The sequence below is a fragment of the Clostridium brassicae genome (assembly GCF_026738875.1).
GTDB lineage: Bacteria > Bacillota > Clostridia > Clostridiales > Clostridiaceae > Clostridium_H > Clostridium_H brassicae.
In genome coordinates this window covers 221,121-247,978 of the sequence record NZ_JAPQFJ010000003.1, presented here as the reverse complement: position 1 = coordinate 247,978, position 26,858 = coordinate 221,121, and the positions used below count along the sequence as shown (strand labels likewise).

Sequence of the window (26,858 nt, the reverse complement as noted above, 5' to 3'; positions counted from 1 at the left end):
TCACCTCCTTCTAAGAGGATTTTTAGAAAAGTACACTCCTAAACCTATAAAAATAATTGCTAAAACATACATACCTATATAGGAATTAATTAAAAATGTAGTTATAACTATTAAAATTAATCCTATAAAAATAAAAAAATCCTCTATGTAATCATAAAGAATTTGCCTTAATCTATTCATTTTATCAACCCCAAAGCTTATTTAAAAAATCTTTTTTAGCATATTTATTTATATCTATTGGTTTATCTTTATTACTTATTATAATTTTATGAACATCTATAGCAGCATCTATCGGGTCTATTCTTTCTGTTCTATGTTCTTTATCTATTTTTATTTCTTCAAAACTATTCTTTGTTGTTACTGCATTAGCACCACAAAATCTAAATAAGCTATCTTTCTTATTGTATTTTATTTGCCCACTATCAACACTTAATTTAAAATCTTCTGTTGGGCTATTCAAACTTTTTGCACTTTGTGTTATTTCAATACAATCTACTCCAAACTCTTCTAAATCACTTAAAAATGTATCTGCATTGTGTGGATCATAAGCTATGAATTTTAATTTCAAATCATATTTTTCTATAAGTTTTTTATAATAGTTTATGATGTATTTATAGTCTGTTTTTATCCCTCCAAGTGTTTCGGTAAGTGTTATTAATTTGTTTTCATTTGCCCAAACATCATAAGGAGCATTGTCAGTTTCTATGTGTTCCTTCAACCTCATTTTAGGCATAAAACTGTGTTGATGAAAGAAATAAGATGTTTCCCCATTCTCCAAGAAAGGGAATTCTAATACTCCACTTGTTAAATCTCCCCCACTTGAAAGGTCCAATCCTAAGCCACATTCCATACCTCTAAAATCCTCTAAAGTTAAATCAGAAGCACATTTTTTCCATTTTTCTATGTTTAAATACTGATTATCACTAAACTTGTACCAAATATTTAAAGCTTTAGTTAGAAAGTCTCTCAAATCGCTTCCACCCATATCTTTAGCAGATATACCTACAGCAATAAGATTTTCTAAATCCTCTTTATCTTTGCAAACTAAGGGATTAGCTTTAATCCAGTTCTCCGGGTCCCAAATATCATCCTCTTTATCCATTTGGGCAATATAAATGAACTGCTTATCATTTGTGAATATACCTTCTAAAATGTTTTTGCAGTATTCCCAAAGCTTAAAGCATGGTCCATTAAGATTAAACCCAGCGGTAGTAATAACAGAAATTAAACATTGTTTCATTTTTCTCGTACCACCTTCAAGGAGTTTGTACATCTGGTTATCTTTATGAGCATGATATTCATCTACAATTCCTAAAAGTGGTCTAAATCCGTCAATAGACTTTGTATCTTTTCCTAATGCCTTTATAGTTGAATTAGTAACTAAACAGTCTATTGTACTTTCATATTCTTTTATTTTAAATAATTCTGATAAATCGCCATCAGCTTCTATAAATTTCATTATTTCTTTGAATACTATTTTAGCTTGCTCCATCTTTGTGGCAGTGCAATATATTTGTCCATATTTGTACCCATCAAAATTGCCATAAAATGTTGCAAGTATTCCATTTAGAAATGATTTACCATTCTGTCTGCCTAATTGAACATATGAATTTCTAAACCTTCTATATCCAGTTCCTTTAGTAACCCATCCATTAATACTACCTAAAATAAAATCTTGGAATCCTTCAAGTTTAACTGGAGTTTCCTCTTCGCCCTCTGCAATTGTAAGAGTTTCAGCAAACTCTATTATTTTAAGTGATTTTTCTATATCGAATTCATATTTATATACTGCTAATTTAGATTTTTCTAAATCATCTAAGTGCCTTTGACATGCTAATTTAACATACTTTCCAGCAATTACTCTGCCTTCAACTACATCTTTGGCATACTTGGTAACTCTATCTATCACATAGAATCACCTCACATAAACTTAGAGAACTTATTTTTAGGTTTTTCTTCCTTAGATTTTGGAACAACTAATTTACATCTACTGGAAATAGTTAACCCTAAGTCACTCGCACTTTGCCTACACATCTTAAACAACTTTTCTTGCATTAATAATAAGTTTATATATTTTTCATTTTCAACTCCCGTTTTTAATAGTTTTTTTGTAACTTTCTGATAGTTATATTCTGAAACTATAAATCTTGCTAATGCTTCACAGTCCAAATTACTCATTATGTCTATATTCATTAATTCTTTGGCTATTCTTTTGAACTCTTTTTTTAAATTACTTGGTAAGTAAGAAGGTGGTTCAACTTTATCTGTATTAGCTTGCACTTCACTATTTTTTCTTTCTTCTATTTCTTTTTTACTTAAATGTTTTTTACCTTTTAGCATTACCAAATCTGTTGGCTGTCTTGGTCTTGCCATTCTTCTTACCTCCTTTCAAAGATTTCATTTAGGGAGTTTTTTCTACAGAATAGAGGGGCTGCGGTCTTGATCCAATCGCCTAAAACTTTTCAACCTCCCCCTCCCCTTCTATTATTTTCTTTAACCTCTTTTGCATTGCTATTTTATTACTGTTTCCCTTCTTATACTCTGCATGTATTACCTTATGGCACTTATCACACACACTTATAAGATTATTCTTGTTAAGTCTTTTGCTCCAGTTATCTTTTAATTCTTCAATATGGTGTACAGTATGCATAGGCTTTATTGTCTTGTCACTTAAACATAACCTACATAAACCATTATCTCTATTCTTTATGCTCTCTCTAGTAAAAGACCATTCTTTACCATGGTAGAATGTTATACTCTCTCTATCCCTTACATGTGTATCATAGTGTCTATTACTTTCTTTCTTGTTCTCTTGGTACTTCTTAGCACACTCTTCACATAGCTTAACCTCTTGTGGTATTAACTTACCACACTTACATATCTTTTTAAGTGCCATTATAATTACATCCTAAAGAGAAAGTTAAAAAAGAAGTAAATTAATATTCCATTGCTTAACATGAACCAAAAACTTTTAACTCTACTCTTAACACTTTCTTCAACAAACATGCCTAATAATCCAATTAATGCACTTAGTATTGTAGTTACTAGTCCATACCATGCTATTACTCTCATATTTAATCCCACCTTATTTTATTGCATTAAAAAAGAGCCCCATTTATTTAGGCTCTTAATATACATTCTCTTATATTATTTTTATTTACTATTACCAACCTACTGGATCGTCAGTATAAAATACCATTGCTGGTTCACCTCAATTCATTACCAACCTGCTGGGTTATCTACTACTTTTGCTATTGGATTATCTGTAACTACTTTCTTTTTTATATCCCAAGGAACTGGATCTATTATCTTAGTCATATTATAACCTCCATATAAAATATTCTCTTTAAAATTTGTCTTTATCCTTATCATTTTCACCCATAACTTCAAGAGAACATGGATTGCAATTATTAAGATTTATATTAAACTCATCACCATGCTTTGTGAATTTAGCTTTTCTGTTATTGTCTAATTCAAACTCTCTTTCCATTTGTAACTTCACATTATTTTCTAATTTGCTATTCATATCTTTTAAAATGTTGATTTCATTAGATAAGTCAGTTATATACTTTGCAAGTTCTTCCCCAGATTTTTTATAATAAACATGTGATATTCCCATAGAAATAATTGCTCCAATAACTATCCCAACAATTTCTTTTAAAATTCCCATTTTCTTGTCTCCTCCTTTCCATGTAAATATTTCTACATTTTAGAAGAATATCCTTCATTTTATAACAATTATTTCTGTCTCAATGCTCCTCTAACTCTTTTATAAGAAGTGTGTTGCATACATTCTTTTAAATTGTCTGCTATATTTTCTCTCTTAACTCTCTTACTAGAACAATAAGGACACACCAAGTATCCATTAAAATTACTTATCTCTTCTGCCAAGACAACAAATTCTTTTTTACATGTCTTACAAACAAAGCTACTATAAATACTTAGCATATCCTCACATCCTTTTTAAATAAATTAAGCACCTGGAATTAACCAAGTGCTCTGTACAATATGTTTAAATTTTATTTTTTCTATGATATTAGTATAGCATGACATTCTCGTACATTGGGTATATAAAAAGTATATATTTTATATAACTTCTATATACCTCATTCGAGTAGCAAAGGAATCATTTTCTTAACCGCTCTATCCTCTGCTCTTTGACAAGCTATAGGAGTGAACCCTAGTTGTCTTGCTATATCTCTCCATTGCATTACTGGAGATGTCATATACTTTAATACTATTACATCTTTCTCAAACTCTTTTAATATACCAACTGCTTTCTCTATCTTTTTAAAATTAATCTCGTAAGCTTTTCTTGCTTTTTCTAATTCTGCTATTTTATCATCCTTATTTACGATTCTATCTTCTAATTCCTTATTAATTTTAAATGTTTGTCCTGTTTTTTCTCCCATAGCCATTCCTGTTACATCATAATTATTCTTTACTTCCTCTATCTCTAAAGCTTTAATTTCAGCACTATTTTTATACATTAAATATGAATTTAATATTGTTCTAGCTTCTTCTTTTTTAAATGATAAGTTATTGTCCTTCATGCTCGTCCTCCTTTTAAAAACTAATTTAAACTATAGTAGCATCCTCTTTAGACACTCCACCATCTTTAGTTAAATAACTGGAGTTTAATTGCTTTTTTACTTCATATGTTTTGCCTATTTTGTTTGAATACCATAAGTTTTTATTACTGCAAGACATAATTAAAATTTTCATGAACTCACTTCCTTTAAGCACACTTAATTATTTTCTTTACCGCAAATCTTGGAATTGCAGTATGTTTCTTATCCCAAATTATATTTAATGTACTTCCAAAATTGTAAACACTGTATACTTTTGCAGCTATAACTTCCTTACCACAAGTTGTTTCTATTATGTCTCCAATTTTAATATCCTGTAGAGCCTGTCTTTCTTCTTTTATAACTTCATCATCTCCATAAGCTGCTTGTACATTATTAAACTCTAGTACCCACCCTATGGAATTTATACTAATAACTTTATCTTGCAACTCTAGTATTATGTTCTCGTCACCTTTACGACTAATTTCCTTAGCTGCAAAATACTTAGTTTTTAACTTCTGTAACTTTTCTTCCTGCAAGCTGTTAGGCTGTAAATCTTCCCTATAAAACAATATCCTGTCCATAGGTAACACTGGTAGCTTTTTATCTTTAGTAAACTCTTTCTTCCCTTCTTTATTAACGTATATGGTCTTATATCCTCCTGGAGTAGCTAGCTCTATACCTAACCCACCGCCACAGTATTTTATTAATCTATATAAATTCTCATTTTCCATAATTCTATTTTTATCTAAGAATTTTTGTTGCAGCTCTGTCAATTCTAAAGGTTTCATAGATTTCTCATTTTCTTTTGGTGTAATTTTATTGATAATTGTTTTAGGCTTTTCTACAACTTTTATATCCCATATAGTTAATTGCACTGGAGTAAGTTCCATAACTTTCCCTCCTTTCAAGGGGCATTTAAGCCCCTATTTAGCATTTCTTAAGTCAAATTTAAGCTGTCTATCTGCTTTCTTAAGCATTGCAAAGTCTTCATCTTCAAATCCATCCATAAGGTTAGGCATAGGAGTTAATGTTGTTTCCCATCCATAACCTAAAGTGCCTAATACCTCTTTCCATCCTTTTATATCTGGTTCTCTTAATTTATCTCCATCTACTTGCCTTAAAACTGAGTATATATGCCATAATATCTGTTCTTTGCTTATTCTGGACATCCAAAACTCTCTACTAAAGATAATAAATTTATATCCTGTTAAGTCTGTTAATTGCCTTGGAGCTTTCTTGATCCACATAACATCATCATTTCGTTTCATTTCATCTCCAACATAGTCTATATCTTCTAAGAAAAGCAGTTTATTTATATTTATATAAGTAAACTCTGGAATCTGTTCTTTGTACTTATCCTTTATTTTCTCTGCTAATGGTTTGTAAAATTCATTTTTAATCCAATGCTTTGAATCATACTTACCATTGTTAAGTGCTCTTATCTTTTGAACTTGTCCATTCCCATCAGCGTCAACATACTGCAAGTTGTATCCTATACAATCTATATCATTTATTAACTCCCCTGTATCAGCTATAATCCTTATTTTTGGCATTTCTTATTCTCCCTTCTAATCTTGTTTAATTTGTCATATTCAATCCAACCAGTTTCACTATATTTTAGCGATCTAGCAACCCATGTAAGCTTTAAATCTGGATACTTGTAATCAAACATTTTGCGTCTCATTTCTCCTTGTTGAGTGCTCATGCCTTTAATATCTATTAACTCCTCCGTTCCATCAAGATGATATATAAGAAAGTCTGGTGCATATGTGATAGCTCTATATGTTTTTCCATTCTTTTTAAAGCTTGGCTGCAATTCATATTTAGGTTGTAATTCAAAGTTTAATATCTTGCCTTTAGCTTTTAATTCTTTTAGGTATAAGTAATATTTAGCTTCATCCTTAGAATCAAAAGTAATTCCATCTACTGTGATCTTCTCAGCTCCGTACTTACTTTTAACCATTTTATAAATACCCCTTTCAATTGACTATCAAGTGATAATGAAAAGTTATAACATTACCATCTAATAGCCTTAATCCTATATTTTTAAATTAATACTGCATCCCCACACTCAAAATCTGAGTATTTAAAACATTCCCTGTAGTTCTTTCCTTGTACTACTATAAAATATTTAGTAGCAATAACTACTTTACCCTTAAAAGTTCTAACTCTTTTGTCATTGCCAATCTTACATTTTATTTTTACCTTCATATCTTTTTCAAACATTTTAACCTCCTAAACTCTCTAAAATGGAATATCACCATCATCTATTGGAGTGATTTCATTTTCATAATTGATTGGATTATTATTATTTATTTCTTGTGGACCATCTGCCCGCTCTAAGAACTGTACTTCATCAGCAATTACTTCTGTGACATACCTTCTAGTTCCATCTTTAGCTTCGTACGATCTAGTTTGAATTCTTCCAGAAACGCCTATTAATTTTCCTTTGCTCACATAGTTTGCTGTAGCTTCTGCTTGCTTTCCCCACACAACTATAGGAATAAAGTCTGCTTCTTTCTGACCACTAGTAGAAAATCTTCTATCTACTGCTAAAACAAATTTTACAACAGCTTTACCACTTCCAGGTATAAAGCTTAACTCTGGGTCTTTAGTTAATCTCCCTATTAGAACAACTCTATTCAATGTTCATCTCTCCTTTATGAAATCTTTTTATATTCATGTTTGATATTTTCCTCTGACAGTTCCGCGTATATTTGAGTAGTCGCAGGGTCTTCGTGACCCATAAGATGCTGAATAACTGGTAGTGACATTCCTGCATTAAGTTTATGCGTAGCATACGAATGCCTAAATAAGTGTGGATATACTGACTTTTCTATTCCCGCTCTCTTTGCAATCTTTTTAATTTCTCTTTGTATAGATCTTCCGCCTAATCGACCATGAGGTCTCTTTGAAGTAACAAACAGTGCTGGATTACTATCACTTCTAGTCAGTAAATATTTTTTCAATAGAATTTTAGCTTTCGTATTGAAATAGACTTTACGTTCCTTAGCTCCTTTACCTATTACATGCAAACTCATTTCATGCCAGTTAACGTCTGCCTTATTAACACCCACTACTTCCGATAATCTACAACCAGTACTTATTAAAAACTCCACTAAAGCTTTTTCCCTATCTGATTTACATGCTTGTCTTAATAATTCAATTTCCTCCTCTGTCATAGCATGTCTTAATCTTTTAGGCTCTTTAGTTTGCTTTAATTTAATTGCAGGATTCTTAGGTATATATTCTTCATTTACTAACCAAGAAAAGAAAGACTTTAAAATGGATATTTGTCCATTTATACTGGTTGGTTTTAATCCCTTACACCTCTGCGCTAGAAACATTCTTAAGTCCATCGTAGTTATAGTAACTAGAGGTTTCCTTAAATAATCTGCAAATTTCATTAAATTATATTGATAATTTTTCAATGTTTGCTGGCTAAGTCCGTCCAGCTTCTTAGTTGCCAAATATATACCTAATTTCTCTTCTATATCGCTACTAGCTAAGCTTGTCTCCTGTGGCAATATATCATACTTGTACAATACTTCCTCAACTAACTCTCTAACCTTTAATTGATCTATATCTGGGAACTCTAAAGATAACTTTCCTACTAGTTTTATTACTACTTCATCTTTATTTGTACTATACATTTTGTATTACCTCCTATATTGCCACTAAGACATTTATTCACTGCGTTACATCCCTTTTATTCTCTTCATGCTCTTCTCCATCTGCTATTCTTTAGCCTCAATAAAATGTTTATTTATATTTTTATCATTTAGCAACATTGATGCTCCATTGCTATGCTTAAGACTAATTACTCCACTTGGATTTTCTTTAACTACATATAACTCACCTTTACAAATATACCTTTTATCAATATTTCCTTTTTTTAGTATGTCAAATATACTCAATTTCATTTTCTCACCACCCCACAAACCTTTTAAATTATTAATCTTCTTTTTTAAAAATCCCATCAATCGAAAAGCTTGTGTGAACTTCTACTTCATCATGTTTTTCAATAGTATTTTCACTATAATCTACCTCAAACTTAATGCCTTTCATCTGCATTATTTGGTTTTTCAATAACTCATAATTAAAATCTATTTCAGTTATTAGTATCAAATTCCCATCATCATCTTGAAGTAAAAATTTTTGTTCTTCATTTAATTTCATGCTCTCCCCATCTCCTTCACAATCCTTTTATTTAACGACGTTATTTAATGCCTAGAATTACATATCCATCTTTAACATATTTTTTTTCATTATATTCTCTACCAAGAATATAACTTATATAAACACTAATATATTTTCCTGTATAATCGCCATTTTCAAATTCTCTTAAAACCAAACAGTCACCTACTTGGAAATTCCTATCATCTTTTCTTACTTCAAAGGTTTTAGTCTTGTTTGCAACGTCATTGAAATATTTTGGTATTATTTTTAATTGATGATTTATCACAACAATTCTCCTTTCCAATATTTCATAATATACTCATGTGATGTCATAGGCTTGTTCCATACAGCCTACTATACTTCCACAACCAGTTAAGTGTTTTTCTCTCCATACATAAGTACTACAAGAATACCCCATATTTTCGCAACGTAAAAGGTCATAACAACCTTCAAAATTAATACTTTCAATTATTTTATATATGGCTTTTCTTTTACCCTTTTGAACTTCAAATTTTTCTCCTATTTTCACCATTTTAAGGTCGATTTCACTATAGTTATTTATAATAATCATAACCATTTGCCACCTTTCAATAACTCATTGTATTTATATACCAAAACATATCTTAAACTATTTCTTATATGGTTCTGTTGACACTCCCCATGTCTAAAGTCAGGGGATTCTTGAGTGATTAAAGGCAAGTCTATTTCTGATAGTCCAGTATAACCTCAAGCTAAGGGTATGCCAGTACCCTTCCTAAGACAGTACCTATAGTATCTTAGGCTTGTAGACTATTACCATCTACAACAGTTGCATTAATTATATTAATACAACTGTTTAAATCTCTATGTGCTTTATAGCCGCATGAACATTGATATTTTCTATCTTTAGCAGTATTTAATTTGCCACAAATAGGGCATTGTTTAGATGTATTATATGGATTAACATACTCAACTTTAATACCTTCTAAAAGTGCCTTATATTTCTTTGGATTGCGACTTAAATTTTTCTTAATATATTTAAACCGATTTTTCCATTTTGAACTTTTGTACTCATTCCATATTCATTTTGAAATATTATTTCATTACCTTTTTTCTTAAATATTCCTCCCATGTGCCACATCCATCCAATTCCATCAACGTGTCCACTTACAATTATATTTTTATTTAATGGTATTTCTGTGATATTATCAATAGTTCCAATTTTTTTATAAGCCATTTTTTCAACCCCTTCTTTTATTTCGCAATATACGAATTTTGCGTAGCAACTATTTCTGCTTAATCATTGCATATTTGTTGCCATTTGTATTGTCTAGAACACCAACATATTTCACGCCTTGTTTAGTTTCACAAGGAATCAACGCTATTTGATACTCAGTACAAAACTTATCTATCATTCCTAGTACGAACCCTATTTCATCTTTTCTATCGCTCATTCTATAGACCCCTATCTCATAAATTTTTTCATTCTGTAGTTATATTTTTGTCCTGTAAAAACTATAATGTTATCTCCACATCTTTCTAACATTCTTCCAGCTTGTGCATCATCTAATCTTTGTAATATATCTGGAGTACATTCTGTACTAATTAGCGTTGGTAAATTATTTAAGTATCTATAATTTAATATAGGATAAAGATGCTTGATGTCCGATTCTTTTAATTCTCCAACCAAATTCCCGTTTTTTAATTTATCCTTAAATAAATCATCAATAATCAAAACTCTTGCTTTCATATAGTTAGATGAAAATTTAATGTAGTACTCATTATCCATTACAGTTGCTTTAAGTTCCCGCATAACTTCAACATAAGGCATATATACTACTTCTATTCCCTTTGAAATTAATGCTGCACCTATAGCCAATAGTATGTGGGTTTTTCCTGCTCCTGGTTGTCCAAATAATCCAAAACCATTCTCTTTATTCCCTACTATAGTTTCAAAATCTTTAACATAATCTACTGCCTTACCTTTAGCTTCTTTTTGTATTTCATCTATAGGAACATAATCATTTAGCTTTTTTATGTCTTTAGGATCTACTCCATATTTCTTCCAAAGTCTTTGCATTTTTTCTTTTTTATAACATTTGCATCTTTTATACGCTCTAGTTTCTTTGTTCAACTCCCATCCTGTACCATTACATATGGGGCATATATCAGAAGTCGATTTCTCCATCTGAGTAACTTGGTCCTGTGTATGGTCTGTTGAAGTCATATTCGACTTTATCCTGTTTACTATTTTCTCTACTTCTGTCATGTTGTTTTTGTCCCCCTTTCTTTCTATTTGCTGAATATGCTTTTGCCTGATCTAAAGTTTTAATGTCATTATTATTCCAATCCATAAGTATTCGCTCTATATACTTGTAGTTTCTAACATTATTCTCTGCTGCTATGCCTATAGCATGTACAACTAACTCATTTCCTAAATTGCTACTCCATTTTTGAATACTTTGTATTTCTATCATTCCTGGAGTTGGGAAGATGTTATTCTGATATTCTTTTAATGGATTTAATTCATCCTCTTTATTATTATTTATATAATTATTATCATTCTTCTCATTCTTTTCATTCTTTTCATTATTGTTTGTGTATACCGTATGGTTCTCATATGGTTCTTTTATGGTTTTTTTATGGTTCTTCTGTGGTTCTTTTATGGTTTTTTCATCTTCTGAAAAGTCTTGAAAAGCGTTGTAATTGCTAACTTTTAAGGTGGTACCCTTTTTTGACTTTTTCAATTCTATCATTTCATCACTTTGGAGCAAGTTTAAAAATCTTCTTACAGTAGTCTTTGATACTCCCCATCTTTCTGCTAATTTTAGTTCAGAAGTGTGATGTTCTCCTCTTTCTAACTGCATTAATTCATTTCCTAATAGAAATTTGTTATCTTTATGGTTAGCTAGAAGGAGGATATCTAGCCACCATTTTAACTTTTGTGGGTCTTGCCATATCCAGTGTTCTTGGATATTCCTATAAAGTTTTATCCATCCTTCTGCCATGATAGCCTCCTAAAGCTTGTCTATTTTTAATACTCTATATGGTCATATTGACTTAAATGATCTTTCTTGATTTCTTCATGTTCAAAATCTGTATACTCTGCTTTCTCAACTCTTATAGAATTTTCTTCTAAGTGGTCGTATGTTTCTCCGAAAATCATTTTTTCTAATATCTCACATGCTTCTTGTTGCTCCATAGAATCTAAGTTGTGTATCAGTACCTCTGCTTTTTCTCTATCTGTAAGGTCCACTAGAATAAACTTAGCTGGCCTACTTATTCCCCCTTCTGTTTCTAATGTAGCAGCACTTAAGTTACCGCTTACTTCTAACTCTTCTATACTGTCTATCTCAGTTATATCTGCTGCTATTTCATCATCATATTTATGTTTAATCATTAGTTTCAGCCTCCTCAAATGGTGTGCCTGCAAAGTCATCTTGTTTTGTATTGGTTTCAACTGTATTGTTCTCTAACTCCTCTTCAACATCTACTGCATCTACATCCACATAATTAAAGTTACTCACCTTCTCTTCTTTAGCTTCTGCTTTATAATCCATGTCTAATGCTTTAGCCATTTCCACACTCTTAGGTGCGTATTTAAGTACATCTAGAAGAACTGTTTTCTTTGCCATGCTATCAAAATTTTTAAACCAAACTGAGCTTTTATTAATACTGCCCTTGTAAGTATAATTTTTAGAAAACTCTCTTGCATGATGTTCTACTCTTTCTTTACTCCATACTACAAAATCAAAGCCGCCATTTTTTAATTTATACACTGCATAGTAGTGAGTAACTTCTTCTGAGGGTATATCCGCAGGCTTATGAATTAAATTCTTATGAAGTCCATATTCATATTGAAATTCATCACCTTTTCTAACTTCATGGGCATATATAGCTTCATATTCTCCAGTATTAAAAGCCATTTTCAAGATACCTTTGTACCCAACTTGAAAATTAACTTCTGTAATGCCTTGCTTGTTGTTTTTATAAGCTATTAAATAAGCTTCTCCAAGCACTGTATTAGGTTCTAGTCCGCATTGAGCACTTTGCATTAATGCACTTAAAAATGTTGTTGTATCAGCCTCCCAAAATGCAGGATTACCATTATATAAACTTAGTGCTATTCTGCTAAATCTCTCTGGCGCCATAGTATTTGCAACTGCTTTTTTAATTTCTGGCATCATTTTAGTTAATACATTCTGCATTTTCTTTTGTGGTGTTAATTGTGTATTTTGATGTTGCTTATTAGCAACTAAACCTCCGTTGACATTAGCCATTGTTATTCCTCCTTTTTATCCTTCATATGCCATTTGGTCATATCCAGCACAACCTTTATCTTTGCAATACCAGTTTGTTTTTTTATTTATAAATATTTTTCCTGTAATAGGATTTCTATCTCTAAATGTAATTTCACCTCTAATCATTTCTTCTTTTGGTCTTTCACTTCCACAATATGCACATCCAATCTTTTCCATATTCCCTTTCCTCCTTATTTACATTTAGTAATTCTCATATTCACATACTCTGTTTGCCCTTGGAGTATATTTTTATATGTTTCTGGATATTTCTCTTTAAGAGCTTTCAAATCTAATTTGTCTTTTTTAATTTCAAATCTGCTTATCTTGTAAACTCCATCAGAGCCTTTCTTACTATCTACCATATCTAAGAAAATTAATTGTTTTAACTGTTCTTTTTCTCTCTCTAGAGCCTTTATTTGTTCAGTAATGTCTTTATACCTTACTAACTTATTCTCACCCACAGTGACTTCTAAATCATTATCTAAGGCCTGTTGATATAATATGTCCTTTGTTTCACATTCAAGTCCTAATGGAACTGGTGGCGTTTTAGTTAGGATGTTGTTGTTCCAAAATTCTTTACCTATTTTAAACAATGCTTCTATATCTGCTCCACATCTAGGAATTACCTTCCACTTGACTTCCTTACCTAATAAATAGATTATTAAGAAATAATTCAACCCTGTAATTCCCATGTACCATTGACACTGACAATAATACTCGTCTGGAATTTCTTCACCTTGCCACATCTTTTTTAAAAACTCACTAGCTGTTTTAATTTCAATTCCTATTAATTCTCCTTCAGGTATTTCTTTTATTTCTCCAGTATCTAAATTTTCATAGAATCTATAGTTACTTCCTAATTTAGCTAAACCATCTATGTTAGCACTAAAATACTCATAATCTTTATGGATCATCATATATGGATACTCATATGTCTTTAATGTAATTCCTGTAGATTCTTTAAAATCTTGCTGTACCCACTCTCTTATTAGAGGTTCCATTCTATTACCAAACTTAGTGTGTATGTTGCCTTCAAACTTTTCACTTAGTCCAAGCTTTTCATTAAATACTGTTAATGCACTTCCATACTTTGAAAAGCCTGCTACTTTTGCTATTTCTGAACCGCCTATACTATTACATCTTTGACTTAACCATTGTGTTCTAGCTTCATCATCTGTTCTAGTATCAAATATTACTTTCACATTAGGGAATAGGTTCTTATCTTCTATAAATTCAACCATTATATTTCCCTCTGCTTTACTTTACTATTTAAAACTACTGTGATAGGCTCGTCACTTTCCTCTTGTAAATCCTCTACGAAATCTAGCAGATCATTAAATCCACTTATGATTGCTTTATATCTCATACTTGTTTCATAAGCAATTCCGTTCTTCTGTAATCTTGAAAGTTCTTTTGTGTAAGAATTAATAACTCCTGTAATGTACGCTATAATTATTTTTTTCACTTTACAAAACCTCCAATCTCTTATAAAATCTACTTAATTGAAAATTTATTTAATCTTTTTATTTGAGCTGTTGGCGCAGCTCTTTTTTTCTACTGTTTGTCTGCTTAAATTGCAAGACATGTTCTGGCTTTTACATGCATTTGGGCATCTTTTTCTTTTCTTACAATATAAACAACAGATGGGTGTTTTTAAATCCATGGGGCATTTCCCAACACTGCAAATTATCACTATCTTTCCTCCCTTCATGCACACCTTTTTAAAACATATGCACTTCTTTCTGCAATATCCAAAATGTAAGCTAGGCTTGTACATTTTTTAAATCTAATTCTATTGAACTTAATATCTTCTGTTGTCATTTCACATATTATTTCAAATTCGTCATTACTTAAATGTCCTACTCTCCTTTCTAGCATTGCTCTTAGCATAGTTCTTACCTCCTCATAGTTACTAATTTCCCAGTGGATATATAGTAAAACGTGTAGCTTTCAAAATCTTTTCTCTCACACAAGAACTCTTTTGGATTAAGCCCTTGCTCTTTTAAAAATACTTTCTCTGTCCTTGTTAACTTTCTTAAATGCTTCATCTTGCACCCCCTTAAATTTATTTATAAAGTATATCTGCCCTTTGCCTGTAACCTTAGGTGTTTTACTTACGCTTATATGTCCATCTGAATGAGTTATTGAAGTTTCTTTAACTTCAAATAGTCCCAAGTCCATGCTATATTGAGTTGGCATATTGTAATCTGTGCCTTTTCTCTTTATTAAGTAGCCTTTAACTCTTAACCAGTTAAACAACCTTTTAGCACCTATATCATGTCCATTTTGCTTAATTAGCTTTGCTAAGTCCCCAACTAGGATTGACGTTTTAGAAGCTTGTACACTCTTTTTCTAAAAACTAGTTTGACATGAAGTGTACTATTCTAATTTAGATATGAGTATTGATATATTGAGAAGTATTTTTGTTTTTTAAGTAGAAATTTTTGTACTATACTTTTAAAAAACTAGAGCTGCTCATTTTTTAATCTTTTGTAATGGTTAAATACTCCTATAACCTACTGATTAGTTTTTCTAATTGTTCTGGTGTTAAAATTTGATTTAAAACATTCAATACTGATTCCGCTTGGCTTTTTTCCAGTTCCCTTTTTCCTTCTTCTGTTGTAGGGTAGTTTACAATAACCTTAAACTCCATTTATATTCACTTCTTTTTTAGCACTTGTTATATTATATGAATTAATGCTTGTACTAGTTTTTAAATTATGAAGTTTACTAACAACACAATTTAAAACATCTGCTTTTTCTTCGTGTTTGAATTGTTTTAAAAGGTTATGGATTTGTTTTTCCAAATTTTTGCACCGCCCTTTCTAAATTTCCCTTATAGGCAATCATCACATCTTCGTGAGTACATTTATAAACTTGTACCATTTGTATCATTACAAGTTGACTTGGATGTCTTATCGATACTTCATACTTATTCAATGTACTAGGCTTAATTCCCAACCTTTTAGCACTTTCTTTAACTGTTAAGCCTGCTTTTTCTCTTAGTTGTCTAAATGTCATTTCCTCACCTCCTGTGATTATAATATCACGTATCGTGAGTAAGTTAAAATTCAAAATTTACTTATATTTTTATTGTATTGTTAATTTATAGTAATTTGTCGAAAATATGTTCTGAATTCACAATATTACTATTATTTTCTTTTATTTTCTCACATTTCTATTGATTTACTCACATAATGTGATATAATAATCAAGAAAGGAGCGTTAAAATGAGTACTTTAAGTGAAAGATTAAAAGAATTAAGAAATGAAGCTAAGCTCTCTCAAAAAGATTTAGCTAAAAAATTAAAATTATCATCTTCAACAATAGGGATGATTGAAAGTGGAAAACGTGAAGGTAATAAAGAAACCATACAAAAGATTGCAAATTTTTTTGGAGTTAGTATAGATTATTTATATGGAAATGATATTAAAGAAACTGCTAAGACAGAAAGTTTAATTAATGATTTTTTAGATAGGTTAATTCAAGAAGGCATAATACAGGATGTTAATAATATAGATAGTGCAACAGAAAATATGATTTTAAATGCTATAAAGGCAGAAATAGCTTTAAAATTAAAAAAGAAAAATAATTAATACTATAAACATAAGAAAGGAGAAATCTTATGATTGCAGCAATATACTCAAGAAAATCAAAATTCACAGGAAAAGGTGAATCTGTAGAAAACCAAGTAGAAATGTGTAAAGACTATTTAAAAAGAAATTTTAATAATATAGAAGATATAAAAATATATGAAGATGAAGGATTTAGCGGAAAAGATACAAACAGACCAAAATTTAAAAAAATGATGAAAGCTGCTAAAAACAAAAAATTTAGCATACTTATTTGCTATAGACTAGATCGTATAAGTAGAAATGTAGCTGATTTCTCCAATACAATAGAGGAATTACAAAAATATAATATAGACTTTATAAGTATAAAAGAGCAATTCGATACTAGCACACCTATGGGTCGTGCAATGATGAATATTGCTGCAGTTTTTGCACAATTAGAGCGTGAGACTATTGCAGAAAGAATTAAAGATAATATGGTGGAGTTAGCTAAAACAGGTCGTTGGTTAGGTGGTACTTCTCCATTAGGTTACAAATCTGAACCTATAAAATATTCTAATGAAGATGGTAAGAGTAAAAAAATGCATAAATTAGCTGAAGTTGAAGACGAAGTTAATGTAGTAAAATTAATCTATAAACTATACCTAGAAAAAAGAGGCTTTTCTTCTGTTGCAACATATCTATGTAAAAATAACTACAAAGGTAAAAATGGTGGTGAATTTTCCAGAGAAACTGTTAGGCAAATAATTATAAACCCTGTATATTGTATATCTGATGATAAAATCTTTAAATGGTTTAGGAATCAAGGTGCAACTTTACATGGTACTCCCGATGGTACACATGGATTAATGGTTTATAATAAAAGAGAAGGTGGAAAAAAAGAAAAAGCTATTAGTGAATGGATAATAGCCATAGGAAAACATAATGGAATCATTCCTTCTAACATATGGTTAAAATGTCAAAGCATAATACAAGAAAATAAAAGTAAAATATCTCCCCGTTCAGGTACTGGTGAAAAGTTTTTATTATCTGGCATGTTAATATGCGGAGAATGTAAATCAGGTATGAGTTCTTGGAGTCATTTCAACAAGAAAATTAATTTCATGGAAAGATATTATAGATGTAATTTAAAAAACAGAGCAAGTAATAGGTGTTCTAATAAAATGTTAAATGCTTACAAAGCAGAAGAACATATTCCTAAGTATTTAAAACAATTAGATATAGAAAAATTTAAAACAATTTATTATCAAAATAAAAAAGACACACTGAAATATGACAAAGATGAAGCAATGAATTTAAAAAAGAAAATTAAAGAAAACAAAAAAATAATCCAAGGAATAATAAAAAAATTTGCATTAATTGATGATATGAGCATTTTAAACTTGCTTAAAGATGAATTAGATAGATTAAAAAAAGAAATAGATGAATTTGAATTAAGATTAAAAGAACTTAACTCTCTTGAAATGTTAAAAGATGAAGAAGATGCATTTATTAATGATATTAAAGAAAAGTTATTAAACTTCAAAAAATTTTACGACTTTGTAAACATTGAACAAAAAAGAATTTTAATAAAAGGGCTAGTAGATAATATTGTTTGGTACAGTAATGACAAGACGTTCGAGATAAACCTTGTTGGTAGTAATAAAAAAATATCTCATGGGAAAGTAAAAAGAAGAATTTAATTTTAGTCTGTTCTTGTGTTTTATACAAAGGCGCAGATAAAACCATGCAACAAGTTTTAAGTGGAAGCTGTGATATTGGTTTCTGTGGTCCTGAGCAGATTATTTATATCTATAATCAAAAACGTGAAGACCTCCCAGTAATTTTTGCACAACTTACTCAAACTGACGGTTCTTTCTTAGTTGGAAGAACTAAAGAAGATAACTTTAAATGGGAATCTTTAAAGGGCAAAACATTAATAGGTGGAAGACCTGGTGGAATGCCTGAAATGAGTCTCGAATTTGTATTAAGAAAACATGGTTTGACACCTGGCAAGGATGTAAACCTTATAACTAACTTAGCTTTTACAGCCACTGCTGGTGCATTTAAAACTGGAACTGGTGATTATGTTGCTTTGTTTGAACCTACTGGAAGTATGCTTGAAAAAGATGGTTCTGGATATATAGTAGATTCTATAGGTAAGGAAGCAGGTACTATTCCTTACACATGTTATTTTGCAACTAGATCTTATATAGAAAAAAATCCTGAGATAATAGAAAAATTCACAAAAGCTATTTATAGAGGACAAGTTTGGATAACACACAATGGAGATAATACAGTTGCAGAATCTATTCAATCTTTCTTCCCTGGTAGTGATATAGATGTATTAAAGAATGTTATAAAAAACTACAGAAATGTCAATGCATTTGCACCTGATCCTATGATAAAGGAAGAGGAATTAAATAGACTTATGGATATAATACAATCTTATAAACCTGATTTAATCAAAGAAAGGCCTCCATTTAATACCATAGTGACAAATGAATATGCAACAAAAGTTACTTCTACACAAAAATAATTTTAAATTCCTCTAATAAATATAATTCTAAATACTTCTAACAAATATATAATCATTTAGCAAAATATATTTAATAATAACCATAATTCTTCGTTTTAAGTTAAATTGTTGAATTCATTATAATAAAAATTATATGAATTCAACAATTTATTAAATATAACTCTTAATCAAATACCTTTAGTTAATTATTTTTGATTACTACTAGCTATCTCATCAAAAACTTCTGATTGATCCTCATTATATTTTTCTTCCTTTTCAAGATTTCTACTTGCTACGGAAAGCATTAATTTTATTCTATTTAATTGATTTACTTCACTTGCTCCTGGATCATAATCAATAGGAACAATGTTAACATCATTATATCTTCTTCTTAACTCTTTTATAACTCCTTTACCTGTTACATGGTTAGGAAGACATGCAAAAGGCTGGAGACATACTATATTTTTAACTCCACTTTTGATTAGTTCAACCATTTCCGCAGTTAAAAACCACCCCTCTCCTGTTTGATTTCCTAGAGATAGAATAGGTTCTGCTCCTTCCGCCAATTCCTTAATAGTAGCTGGTGGTGAAAATCTCTTACTGCTACTTAATGCTTTTTTCATATCTTTTCTAAAATGTTCTATATATAATATTGCTGCGTCACTTAAAAACTTAGACTTTAGATTTCCTGATAAATATTTATATTTAAAAGTTTCATCATAAGCACAATATAAAAAGAAATCTGTAAGGTCAGGTACAACAGCTTCTGCTCCTTCTTTTTCTAAAATACCAACAATATCATTGTTAGCTGTGGGATGATATTTTACAAGTATTTCTCCTACAACTCCCACTCTTGGTTTTTTAACATCTATAACTTCTAGATTATCAAAATCTTCTACCATTTGGTATATATACTTTTTAGCTAATTTAAAGTTTCCCCCTCTTATTACTTTTTTACATTTTTCCACCCATTTATCATATAAAAGATTGGCAGATCCTCTTATCTTTTCATAAGGTCTTACTCTATATAATACCCTCATCATTAAATCTCCAAAAAGAAGAGCTATTAAAGACTTCTTTGCCATAGAATAAGAGATAGTAAACCCTGGATTGCTTTCAAGCCCTACATAATTTAGAGATATTACAGGAACTCTTGGAAATCCTGCTTCCTTTAATGCTTTTCTTATAAATCCAATGTAATTACTAGCTCTGCATCCTCCACCTGTCTGACTTATAATAAGAGAAGTATTATTTATATCATATTTTCCTGACTTTAACGCTTCTATCATCTGTCCCACCACTATAATAGATGGATAGCAAGCATCATTATTTACATACTTTAATCCTTCTTCAATTGCATCTTTATCCACTGATGGCAATATTTTAATATTATACCCTGAAGAAGACATGGCCTCCTCTACAAACTGAAAATGTATAGGTGACATTTGAGGAGATAAAATAGTATGTTTCTTCCTCATTTCCTCAGTAAATATAATCTTCTCACTTATCTTTGGTTTATATTCAGATTTAATGCCTTTTTTGTATCTCTCTTCTATAGCTGCTTTTAAAGAACGTATTCTAATTCTTGCAGCTCCTAAATTGCTTACCTCATCAATCTTTATAAGGGTATATATTTTATTGTGCTCACTTAATATTTCCTCTACCTGATCAGAAGTAACAGCATCTAATCCACAACCAAAAGAATTTAGCTGAATAAGTTCCAAATTATCTTGACAGGCAACAAACTCCGCTGCAGCATATAATCTAGAATGATAAACCCATTGGTCTACAACTCTTAGGGGTCTTTTAACCTTTCCTAAATGATCTATACTATCTTCTGTTAATACTGCCATATCATACTCTGTAATTAAACTTGCTATACCATGATTAATTTCGGGATCTACATGGTAAGGTCTACCTGCAAGCACAATTCCTTTTTTACCAGTTTTCTTTAAATATTTTATTACTTCTTCTCCCTTTACTCTTATATCATTTCTTGCATTTTCTCTTTCATGCCAAGCTTTGTTTGCTGCCTCAACTATTTCTTTTTTTCCTATACCAAAATTCTTGAATTCCTCATAAAGCCTTTTAGATAACCTATTTATATCATCCATTGGAAGAAAAGGATTTAAAAATTTAATATTTTTCTCTCTAAGTATATCTATATTATTTTTTATAACTTCTGGATAAGATGTTACTATTGGACAACTATAATTATTATCTGCTTCCTTCTGTTCTTTTTTATCAATAGGTATACATGGATAAAATATAAAGTCTATCTTTTTACTTAAAAGATCCATAATATGTCCGTGAACCAATTTTCCAGGATAACAAACTGATTCCGAAGGAATTGTTTCCATACCCATCTCATAAATTTTCTTAGAAGATCTACCTGATAACTCTACTCTAAACCCTAACTCATTAAAAAAAGTAAACCAATAAGGGTAATTCTCGTACATATTCAATACTCTTGGAATTCCGACCACACCTCTTACTGCTTCATCTCTTTTTAAAGGTACATAGTTAAATATTCTTTTATATCTATACTCATATAAGTTTGGAATAGTATTTTTAATTTTCCCTTTTCCTAAACCCCTTTCACATCTATTTCCACTTATAAATATCTCTTTATTAGAAAATTTATTCATTGTCAAAAGACAATTATTTCCGCAACCTCCACACCTCTTCATAGAAGTATAAGCCTTAAAACTATCTATATCATCTAAAGAAAGTAATTCTGTTTTATATCCTTCTGTATATCTTTCTTTGGAAATTAAAGCTGCTCCAAAAGCTCCCATAAGTCCTGCAATATCTGGTCTTACTACAGTTTTACCTATTATTTTTTCAAAACTCCTTAAAACTGACTCATTATAGAAAGTTCCTCCTTGTACGATAACTTTTCCTCCTATATCATTAGGATTCCTTAACTTAATAACCTTATAAAGAGCATTTTTTATTACAGAATATGAAAGTCCAGCAGATATATCTCCTACAGTAGCTCCTTCCTTCTGAGCTTGTTTTACCCTAGAATTCATGAATACTGTGCATCTAGATCCTAAATCTACAGGTTCTTTTGCTAAAGCAGCTTCCCTTGCAAAATCCTCAACCTCCATACCTAAAGATTTTGCAAAAGTTTCAATAAATGAACCACACCCTGATGAGCAAGCTTCATTGAGCATTATACTTTCTATAACACCATCTTTTATTTTCATACATTTCATGTCCTGTCCGCCTATATCTAGTATAAACTCTACTCCAGGAACAAAAAACTCTGCTGCCTTATAGTGTGCTATTGTTTCAATTTCTCCAATATCAACTTTAAGAGCTGCTTTAATCAATCCCTCTCCATATCCTGTCACCGTGCTATTTACAATGGAAGCTTTCTTTGGAAGTATACTATAAATTTCTCTTAATATTTCTATAGTACGCTCTAAAGGTTTGCCTCTATTACTACCATAATGAGAATATAGTAAAGCTCCATCTTCAGATATTAAAACAGCCTTTGTAGTAGTAGAACCTGCGTCTATACCAAGAAAACATTTGCCTTCATAAGATCTAATATCACATCTTTTTACTTTGCAGTCCTCATGTTTAAGTTTAAATTTTTCTAGCTCGTTTTCATTTTTAAATAAAGGATATAATCTCTTAACTTCATAATCGGATACTTGCTTTAATTTTGGCAAGCTTTCATACAATGTTTTAAAAGGCATAGGGTTTTCTTTTCTAGAATATAAAGCCGCTCCTATTGCTACAAATAACTGCGAATTTTCCGGAAAAATTATTTGATCTTTTGATAAATTCAAAGTTTCTATAAACCTAGTCCTAAGTTCAGATAAAAAATGTAATGGACCTCCTAAAAATGCAACTTTTCCTCTTATAGGTCGTCCACACGCAAGGCCACTTATTGTTTGATTAACCACAGCTTGAAATATAGAAGCTGATAAATCTTCTTTTGATGCACCTTCATTTAAAAGAGGTTGTATATCTGTTTTTGCAAAAACACCACACCTTGAAGCAATTGGATAAATAACCTTATATTTTTTTGCAAGTTCATTTAAACCATATGCATCTGTTTGAAGTAAAACAGCCATTTGATCGATAAAAGCTCCAGTACCTCCTGCACAAGTTCCATTCATTCTTTGCTCAATACTCTTATCAAAATAAGTTATCTTTGCATCTTCCCCACCAAGTTCAATGGCTACATCTGTATTAGGAATAACATATTCCACAGTTTTAGATGATGCTATAACTTCTTGCACAAATGGTATCTCTAACCATTTAGATATAGATAATCCACCTGATCCTGTTATATTTATTGTTATGCTATCCTCATTAAACTTCAAGTAAGCTTCTTCTATAAGTTTAGCAATAGTTTCTCTAATATTTGAAAAATGCCGTTTATATGTTCCATAAACCATATTATTATCTTTATCTATCATAACTAGTTTTACTGTTGTTGAACCTACATCCAATCCTAAATTAAATACTTTTTTCATACACACCTACACTCACTTTTCTATAATTTTATCCGATGTCTAGTCATTCTAATATTCCTATCTTCTTTAAGTATGAATAAAGAATAACACGACCCTGGATAACGACTTCTAAGGAGTAAAATTCCTAAGAATTCTGTTTATCCGATGTCTAGTCATTCTAATATTCCTATCTTCTTTAAGTATGAATAAAGAATAACACGACCCTAGATAACGACTTCTAAGGAGTAAAACTCCTAAAAATTCTGTTTATTAGTATCCTGTCTAGTTAAACCCTTTAGCGAGGAATAAGAGTATATCACCACTAAATTAGTATATCTAAACCTAATAGAAATTTAAGAGCCTAATGAAGGTAAGAATCTCTTCATCAACTAATTATATGATTAATAGTAAAAAATTTCAATCACCATTTGTAAATATTAACAATTTTATTTAAATCCTATTTTACCTTAACACTCTGCCTGTTCATACATATAATAAACTATAACTCTTTGGAGATGATGTTATGAATGAATTAACAGTGTCCCATATTTATATGAACTATCACACATTAAAAAGTGAAACTGAAGCCTTAAAAGACATTTCTTTTACAGTAAAACAAGGAGAATATATAAGTATAGTAGGTCCATCTGGATGCGGTAAATCTACAGTCTTGAATATAATAGCAGGGCTTTTAAGCCCATCTGAAGGTAATGTACTTGTAGATGGCAAAAATATAGACAACTCTTCTTTAATAATAGGATATATGTTTCAAAAAGATCAATTATTTGAATGGCTTACTGTATGGAATAATGTGCTTTTAGGATTAAAAGTTCAGCATAAGGTAAATGATGACAGTATCAATAAAGTAACTAAATTGTTACATGACTACAATCTTTGGGATTTTAAAAATTATTACCCAAAACAACTTTCAGGAGGTATGAGACAAAGAGTTGCATTAATAAGAACTTTAGCATTAAATCCTGATATCTTACTTCTTGATGAACCTTTTTCAGCTCTAGATTATCAGAGCAGATTAAATGCAAGTGATGAAATATATAAAATAATAAAACGTGAAAACAAAACTGCAATAATGGTTACACACGACATAGCGGAACCAATATACTATAAATGGTTACTAAATATATTTTTTAATATTCTGCTTTATACCTTGATGAAAGCCAATTGCAGCAGTAGCACATAATAGTCCTTGCAATAGTCCAATTGAACTTTTACCGATAAATGCATATCCTAATCCAAGTCCTATAATGTACAATCCTATCGGTATACACCAATCTGGGAAGTTAGGTATTTGTTTTAAAACATATCCTATTACCATCAATACAGGTATTAGCCATAGACATTCTTGTACTATAAAATCCATTATATTTATATCCATTAGTATTCCCCCTTAATTAATTTTTCTATTGTATTTAAGGCTTGTTTTGTATTGTTGCCTGCAATATTATCTTCTGCAATTGGCGAACCTGTTTGAGTAACTGTATTGTAGAACTTTTGAAATTCTTTACAGTAAGGAGTTGGATATTGGTTATATAAAACTAAAGATTTTATTGTGTTAAATGCTGATTCTGTTCTTAATCCAAATATACCATCTTTTATTAAAGGTGCTCTAGTTTGGGTAACTGTATTGTAGAACTTTTGAAATTCTTTACAGTAGTTAACTGAATAAGTACTTTTTTTACTATTATATGTAGGGTTTTTACCATAGTATTTTAACACGCCATTTGTAATTGCATTAGCTATGCCTTGTGCGCCTACTCTTCTATATATTTCTACATCTTGTAAGTTGTCTAAAAAGAAAGGTTCTACTATTACCGCAGTACATTTAGTATGCCTTAATTCATATAGTCCTCTAGTATCTGCTTTAGCCCCTCTATTATCTCCTCTGCTAGGAAATCCTAACTTTGATATTTCTGTAGCTATACATTCAGCCAGTTTTTTTCCACTAGATGAACTTTTGTGATATAAAACTTCGCATCCTCTAGCACTTCCATTGTAACTATTAAGATGACAACTAATAAAAAAGTCTGATCCAAAATCATTGCATTTACTAACCCCATAACTTAAATCTTGACCAGTAGTAGAAGTTCTATTTGGTGTAACATCTTTTATATTAAATCCTTCTCGTACTAGATTAGAAATGACGAATGGATAATATTTTCTGTCTTCCTTGACTTCGTCTATGATTCCGATTGCTCCTGGTACTCCGTAGTTATGTCCACCTCTTATACTTCCTTTCATATATATTCCTCCTATTCTCCGATTTTTTCTTTTAGAAAATTAATATCCTCTTGCATATGAGGTATAACTTTTATATTTTCCGATATTTCTTTGAGACTAGAATTATACTTGTCTAGTTGTTCTATTAATACATCTTCCCTTCGCTTACATTGCTGCATAGTTTCATCTACTAATTTCTCGTACTTGGTTTCTGTGCTTCTATTGTTACTGTTTATAGTTTCTATAAGATTCTTATTACTATCTGTATAATTTTTAATTAAGAAACCTAGTATTACAAACCCTGCCGCAACTGCTCCGCCATTAGCAAGTAATTCGTATGGCATTAACTCACCTCCACTTTATCTTTTATAACAATAAATGTTTTTTCTCCTACAACATCTACCAATTCATTAATACTTTTGTATGGTCTTTTTTCTATTATTTTTTTAGCTTTTACTTCTCCAACACTAGGTAAAATTTCCAATTGTTTTTGTGTTGCTGTGTTAATATTGATTTTATCTTCTGTTTTTGCAGTAGCATTTATATTCACTGATTGATTGATATTATTACTACTTTTATTTATAACGATACCTATTACAAATCCTAAAAAAATGCTTACAATAATTATAAGTATAAAATTAAGATTATTTTTTTTATCTTTATTTTCCAACTCACCACCTCCGATACTCCGATATCGAAAATATACTTTATGTTATGTATGTATTTTCTTATATTAATTATAACATTATTTAATCTATAACGGACAAAAGGCGGTTATACCGCCTTAATATCTTCTTTAATATACTCTTCTCCTGTTATTTCTTTATACTCTATATCTGTAATTACTTTATATTTGCAAGCTTCTTTTAATTCATCTATAGATAAATAAATAGGATAAAATAATTTATAAAAATCAAACATTTTTTTCAACCTCCATTTGATTTAATTTTATATTCAAATTGCTTATTTGCTTAGCTAAATTGCTTATAAGTAAATCTTTTTTCTTGTTTTCCACAGTAAGAGAAGCTAAGTTTTTAATTAAAGAT

The 26,858-nt window shown here is 30.3% G+C and carries 43 protein-coding genes and 1 pseudogene; 4 read left to right on the top strand and 40 right to left on the bottom strand.

Annotated features, from left to right (window positions below; all coding sequences use genetic code 11):
• Positions 1 to 184 precede the first annotated feature (184 nt).
• The 34 genes and pseudogenes from OW729_RS04940 to OW729_RS04780 form a co-directional block, all read right to left on the bottom strand.
• Positions 185 to 1,909 carry a terminase large subunit gene (locus OW729_RS04940; RefSeq protein ID WP_268060349.1) on the bottom strand — a complete coding sequence of 575 codons (1,725 nt, stop codon included), beginning with the start codon at positions 1,907 to 1,909 and terminating at the stop codon, positions 185 to 187.
• 11 nt (positions 1,910 to 1,920) lie between these two features.
• On the bottom strand, positions 1,921 to 2,373 hold the full coding sequence (locus tag OW729_RS04935) for a phage terminase small subunit P27 family (protein ID WP_268060348.1): 453 nt from the start codon (positions 2,371 to 2,373) through the stop codon (positions 1,921 to 1,923).
• 79 nt (positions 2,374 to 2,452) lie between these two features.
• Positions 2,453 to 2,896: an HNH endonuclease gene (locus OW729_RS04930; RefSeq protein WP_268060347.1), complete on the bottom strand. Its 444-nt coding sequence runs from the start codon at positions 2,894 to 2,896 to the stop codon at positions 2,453 to 2,455.
• A 5-nt stretch (positions 2,897 to 2,901) separates the two neighbouring features.
• Positions 2,902 to 3,072, bottom strand: coding sequence for a hypothetical protein (locus tag OW729_RS04925; RefSeq protein ID WP_268060346.1), 171 nt, complete (start codon positions 3,070 to 3,072; stop codon positions 2,902 to 2,904).
• 274 nt (positions 3,073 to 3,346) lie between these two features.
• Positions 3,347 to 3,670, bottom strand: a complete 324-nt coding sequence (locus tag OW729_RS04920) for a hypothetical protein (RefSeq protein ID WP_268060345.1) — start codon at positions 3,668 to 3,670, stop codon at positions 3,347 to 3,349.
• Positions 3,671 to 3,738: 68 nt separating this feature from the next.
• On the bottom strand, positions 3,739 to 3,948 hold the full coding sequence (locus OW729_RS04915) for a hypothetical protein (protein WP_268060344.1): 210 nt from the start codon (positions 3,946 to 3,948) through the stop codon (positions 3,739 to 3,741).
• A gap of 158 nt (positions 3,949 to 4,106) precedes the next feature.
• Positions 4,107 to 4,553 carry a siderophore-interacting protein gene (locus OW729_RS04910; protein ID WP_268060343.1) on the bottom strand — a complete coding sequence of 149 codons (447 nt, stop codon included), beginning with the start codon at positions 4,551 to 4,553 and terminating at the stop codon, positions 4,107 to 4,109.
• A 25-nt stretch (positions 4,554 to 4,578) separates the two neighbouring features.
• Complete coding sequence (locus tag OW729_RS04905; protein WP_268060342.1) at positions 4,579 to 4,725, bottom strand: hypothetical protein; 147 nt, start codon at positions 4,723 to 4,725, stop codon at positions 4,579 to 4,581.
• A 13-nt stretch (positions 4,726 to 4,738) separates the two neighbouring features.
• A complete protein-coding gene (locus OW729_RS04900; RefSeq protein ID WP_268060341.1) occupies positions 4,739 to 5,461 on the bottom strand; it encodes a hypothetical protein in 723 nt (240 codons plus the stop codon).
• 33 nt (positions 5,462 to 5,494) lie between these two features.
• The gene (locus OW729_RS04895) at positions 5,495 to 6,124 is read right to left on the bottom strand and encodes a putative metallopeptidase (RefSeq protein WP_268060340.1); all 630 of its coding nucleotides are present in this window, start codon (positions 6,122 to 6,124) and stop codon (positions 5,495 to 5,497) included.
• Positions 6,112 to 6,534: a DUF1064 domain-containing protein gene (locus tag OW729_RS04890; RefSeq protein ID WP_268060339.1), complete on the bottom strand. Its 423-nt coding sequence runs from the start codon at positions 6,532 to 6,534 to the stop codon at positions 6,112 to 6,114. The genes OW729_RS04895 and OW729_RS04890 overlap by 13 nt, the downstream gene beginning before the upstream one ends.
• An 83-nt stretch (positions 6,535 to 6,617) precedes the next feature.
• Positions 6,618 to 6,797 carry a hypothetical protein gene (locus OW729_RS04885; protein ID WP_268060338.1) on the bottom strand — a complete coding sequence of 60 codons (180 nt, stop codon included), beginning with the start codon at positions 6,795 to 6,797 and terminating at the stop codon, positions 6,618 to 6,620.
• Between the two features lie 18 nt (positions 6,798 to 6,815).
• On the bottom strand, positions 6,816 to 7,217 hold the full coding sequence (locus OW729_RS04880; protein ID WP_268060337.1) for a single-stranded DNA-binding protein: 402 nt from the start codon (positions 7,215 to 7,217) through the stop codon (positions 6,816 to 6,818).
• Between the two features lie 14 nt (positions 7,218 to 7,231).
• Positions 7,232 to 8,224 (bottom strand): site-specific tyrosine recombinase/integron integrase, encoded by a 993-nt coding sequence (gene xerA, locus OW729_RS04875; protein ID WP_268060336.1) that lies wholly within the window; start codon positions 8,222 to 8,224, stop codon positions 7,232 to 7,234.
• 84 nt (positions 8,225 to 8,308) lie between these two features.
• Positions 8,309 to 8,494 carry a hypothetical protein gene (locus OW729_RS04870; protein ID WP_268060335.1) on the bottom strand — a complete coding sequence of 62 codons (186 nt, stop codon included), beginning with the start codon at positions 8,492 to 8,494 and terminating at the stop codon, positions 8,309 to 8,311.
• A gap of 31 nt (positions 8,495 to 8,525) precedes the next feature.
• Entirely contained in the window at positions 8,526 to 8,750 is a 225-nt protein-coding gene (locus OW729_RS04865) for a hypothetical protein (protein WP_268060334.1), read from the bottom strand.
• A 40-nt stretch (positions 8,751 to 8,790) separates the two neighbouring features.
• On the bottom strand, positions 8,791 to 9,036 hold the full coding sequence (locus tag OW729_RS04860; protein WP_326498356.1) for a DUF3850 domain-containing protein: 246 nt from the start codon (positions 9,034 to 9,036) through the stop codon (positions 8,791 to 8,793).
• Positions 9,037 to 9,069: 33 nt separating this feature from the next.
• Complete coding sequence (locus tag OW729_RS04855) at positions 9,070 to 9,321, bottom strand: hypothetical protein (RefSeq protein ID WP_268060333.1); 252 nt, start codon at positions 9,319 to 9,321, stop codon at positions 9,070 to 9,072.
• A gap of 205 nt (positions 9,322 to 9,526) precedes the next feature.
• A complete protein-coding gene (locus OW729_RS04850) occupies positions 9,527 to 9,763 on the bottom strand; it encodes a transposase (protein WP_268060403.1) in 237 nt (78 codons plus the stop codon).
• On the bottom strand, positions 9,748 to 9,966 hold the full coding sequence (locus tag OW729_RS04845; protein WP_268060332.1) for a hypothetical protein: 219 nt from the start codon (positions 9,964 to 9,966) through the stop codon (positions 9,748 to 9,750). The genes OW729_RS04850 and OW729_RS04845 overlap by 16 nt, the downstream gene beginning before the upstream one ends.
• A gap of 49 nt (positions 9,967 to 10,015) precedes the next feature.
• On the bottom strand, positions 10,016 to 10,183 hold the full coding sequence (locus tag OW729_RS04840) for a hypothetical protein (RefSeq protein WP_268060331.1): 168 nt from the start codon (positions 10,181 to 10,183) through the stop codon (positions 10,016 to 10,018).
• Positions 10,184 to 10,194: 11 nt separating this feature from the next.
• Positions 10,195 to 10,998: an ATP-binding protein gene (locus OW729_RS04835; protein WP_268060330.1), complete on the bottom strand. Its 804-nt coding sequence runs from the start codon at positions 10,996 to 10,998 to the stop codon at positions 10,195 to 10,197.
• Positions 10,898 to 11,737 (bottom strand): DnaD domain protein, encoded by an 840-nt coding sequence (locus OW729_RS04830; RefSeq protein ID WP_268060329.1) that lies wholly within the window; start codon positions 11,735 to 11,737, stop codon positions 10,898 to 10,900. Before OW729_RS04830 ends, OW729_RS04835 begins: the two co-directional genes overlap by 101 nt.
• Before the next feature lie 26 nt (positions 11,738 to 11,763).
• Complete coding sequence (locus tag OW729_RS04825) at positions 11,764 to 12,129, bottom strand: hypothetical protein (protein WP_268060328.1); 366 nt, start codon at positions 12,127 to 12,129, stop codon at positions 11,764 to 11,766.
• On the bottom strand, positions 12,122 to 13,009 hold the full coding sequence (locus OW729_RS04820; RefSeq protein ID WP_268060327.1) for a recombinase RecT: 888 nt from the start codon (positions 13,007 to 13,009) through the stop codon (positions 12,122 to 12,124). Before OW729_RS04820 ends, OW729_RS04825 begins: the two co-directional genes overlap by 8 nt.
• 15 nt (positions 13,010 to 13,024) lie before the next feature.
• The gene (locus OW729_RS04815) at positions 13,025 to 13,207 is read right to left on the bottom strand and encodes a hypothetical protein (RefSeq protein WP_268060326.1); all 183 of its coding nucleotides are present in this window, start codon (positions 13,205 to 13,207) and stop codon (positions 13,025 to 13,027) included.
• Between the two features lie 14 nt (positions 13,208 to 13,221).
• On the bottom strand, positions 13,222 to 14,271 hold the full coding sequence (locus OW729_RS04810; protein WP_268060325.1) for a YqaJ viral recombinase family nuclease: 1,050 nt from the start codon (positions 14,269 to 14,271) through the stop codon (positions 13,222 to 13,224).
• On the bottom strand, positions 14,271 to 14,495 hold the full coding sequence (locus OW729_RS04805; protein WP_268060324.1) for a hypothetical protein: 225 nt from the start codon (positions 14,493 to 14,495) through the stop codon (positions 14,271 to 14,273). Before OW729_RS04805 ends, OW729_RS04810 begins: the two co-directional genes overlap by 1 nt.
• 242 nt (positions 14,496 to 14,737) lie before the next feature.
• A complete protein-coding gene (locus tag OW729_RS04800; protein ID WP_268060323.1) occupies positions 14,738 to 14,920 on the bottom strand; it encodes a hypothetical protein in 183 nt (60 codons plus the stop codon).
• A 5-nt stretch (positions 14,921 to 14,925) separates the two neighbouring features.
• On the bottom strand, positions 14,926 to 15,078 hold the full coding sequence (locus tag OW729_RS19460; RefSeq protein ID WP_407647634.1) for a DUF6906 family protein: 153 nt from the start codon (positions 15,076 to 15,078) through the stop codon (positions 14,926 to 14,928).
• Positions 15,017 to 15,376, bottom strand: a pseudogene (locus tag OW729_RS04795) (phage antirepressor KilAC domain-containing protein); the annotation flags it as partial. The pseudogene OW729_RS04795 and the gene OW729_RS19460, both read right to left, overlap by 62 nt.
• Before the next feature lie 163 nt (positions 15,377 to 15,539).
• Entirely contained in the window at positions 15,540 to 15,683 is a 144-nt protein-coding gene (locus tag OW729_RS04790) for a hypothetical protein (RefSeq protein WP_268060322.1), read from the bottom strand.
• A complete protein-coding gene (locus tag OW729_RS04785; RefSeq protein ID WP_268060321.1) occupies positions 15,673 to 15,837 on the bottom strand; it encodes a hypothetical protein in 165 nt (54 codons plus the stop codon). The genes OW729_RS04790 and OW729_RS04785 overlap by 11 nt, the downstream gene beginning before the upstream one ends.
• Positions 15,818 to 16,051 carry a helix-turn-helix domain-containing protein gene (locus OW729_RS04780; protein ID WP_268060320.1) on the bottom strand — a complete coding sequence of 78 codons (234 nt, stop codon included), beginning with the start codon at positions 16,049 to 16,051 and terminating at the stop codon, positions 15,818 to 15,820. Before OW729_RS04780 ends, OW729_RS04785 begins: the two co-directional genes overlap by 20 nt.
• Before the next feature lie 209 nt (positions 16,052 to 16,260).
• Here OW729_RS04780 and OW729_RS04775 point away from each other — a divergent pair, with 209 nt between their 5' ends.
• The 3 genes from OW729_RS04775 to OW729_RS04765 are packed head-to-tail and all read left to right on the top strand — an operon-like array spanning position 16,261 to position 19,120.
• Positions 16,261 to 16,626 (top strand): helix-turn-helix domain-containing protein, encoded by a 366-nt coding sequence (locus tag OW729_RS04775; protein WP_268060319.1) that lies wholly within the window; start codon positions 16,261 to 16,263, stop codon positions 16,624 to 16,626.
• A gap of 29 nt (positions 16,627 to 16,655) precedes the next feature.
• Complete coding sequence (locus tag OW729_RS04770) at positions 16,656 to 18,284, top strand: recombinase family protein (RefSeq protein ID WP_268060318.1); 1,629 nt, start codon at positions 16,656 to 16,658, stop codon at positions 18,282 to 18,284.
• Positions 18,285 to 18,328: 44 nt separating this feature from the next.
• Entirely contained in the window at positions 18,329 to 19,120 is a 792-nt protein-coding gene (locus OW729_RS04765) for an ABC transporter substrate-binding protein (RefSeq protein WP_326498355.1), read from the top strand.
• Positions 19,121 to 19,305: 185 nt separating this feature from the next.
• Here OW729_RS04765 and OW729_RS04760 read toward each other — a convergent pair whose 3' ends face one another.
• Positions 19,306 to 23,595 (bottom strand): 2-hydroxyacyl-CoA dehydratase, encoded by a 4,290-nt coding sequence (locus tag OW729_RS04760; protein ID WP_268060317.1) that lies wholly within the window; start codon positions 23,593 to 23,595, stop codon positions 19,306 to 19,308.
• Positions 23,596 to 24,097: 502 nt separating this feature from the next.
• Between OW729_RS04760 and OW729_RS04755 the strand changes: the two genes are divergently transcribed.
• Complete coding sequence (locus OW729_RS04755) at positions 24,098 to 24,775, top strand: ABC transporter ATP-binding protein (protein WP_268060316.1); 678 nt, start codon at positions 24,098 to 24,100, stop codon at positions 24,773 to 24,775.
• On the opposite strand, the gene OW729_RS04750 is transcribed toward OW729_RS04755, so the two are convergent.
• From OW729_RS04750 to OW729_RS04730, 5 genes are all read right to left on the bottom strand, one after another.
• On the bottom strand, positions 24,710 to 24,970 hold the full coding sequence (locus OW729_RS04750; protein ID WP_268060315.1) for a phage holin family protein: 261 nt from the start codon (positions 24,968 to 24,970) through the stop codon (positions 24,710 to 24,712). The two genes, OW729_RS04755 and OW729_RS04750, sit on opposite strands and share 66 nt — an antisense overlap.
• Positions 24,970 to 25,833 (bottom strand): N-acetylmuramoyl-L-alanine amidase, encoded by an 864-nt coding sequence (locus OW729_RS04745; RefSeq protein WP_268060314.1) that lies wholly within the window; start codon positions 25,831 to 25,833, stop codon positions 24,970 to 24,972. The genes OW729_RS04750 and OW729_RS04745 overlap by 1 nt, the downstream gene beginning before the upstream one ends.
• An 11-nt stretch (positions 25,834 to 25,844) precedes the next feature.
• A complete protein-coding gene (locus OW729_RS04740; protein ID WP_268060313.1) occupies positions 25,845 to 26,156 on the bottom strand; it encodes a hypothetical protein in 312 nt (103 codons plus the stop codon).
• Entirely contained in the window at positions 26,156 to 26,482 is a 327-nt protein-coding gene (locus OW729_RS04735; protein ID WP_268060312.1) for a ComEA family DNA-binding protein, read from the bottom strand. Before OW729_RS04735 ends, OW729_RS04740 begins: the two co-directional genes overlap by 1 nt.
• 104 nt (positions 26,483 to 26,586) lie before the next feature.
• A complete protein-coding gene (locus OW729_RS04730) occupies positions 26,587 to 26,733 on the bottom strand; it encodes an XkdX family protein (RefSeq protein ID WP_268060311.1) in 147 nt (48 codons plus the stop codon).
• Positions 26,734 to 26,858: the final 125 nt, after the last annotated feature.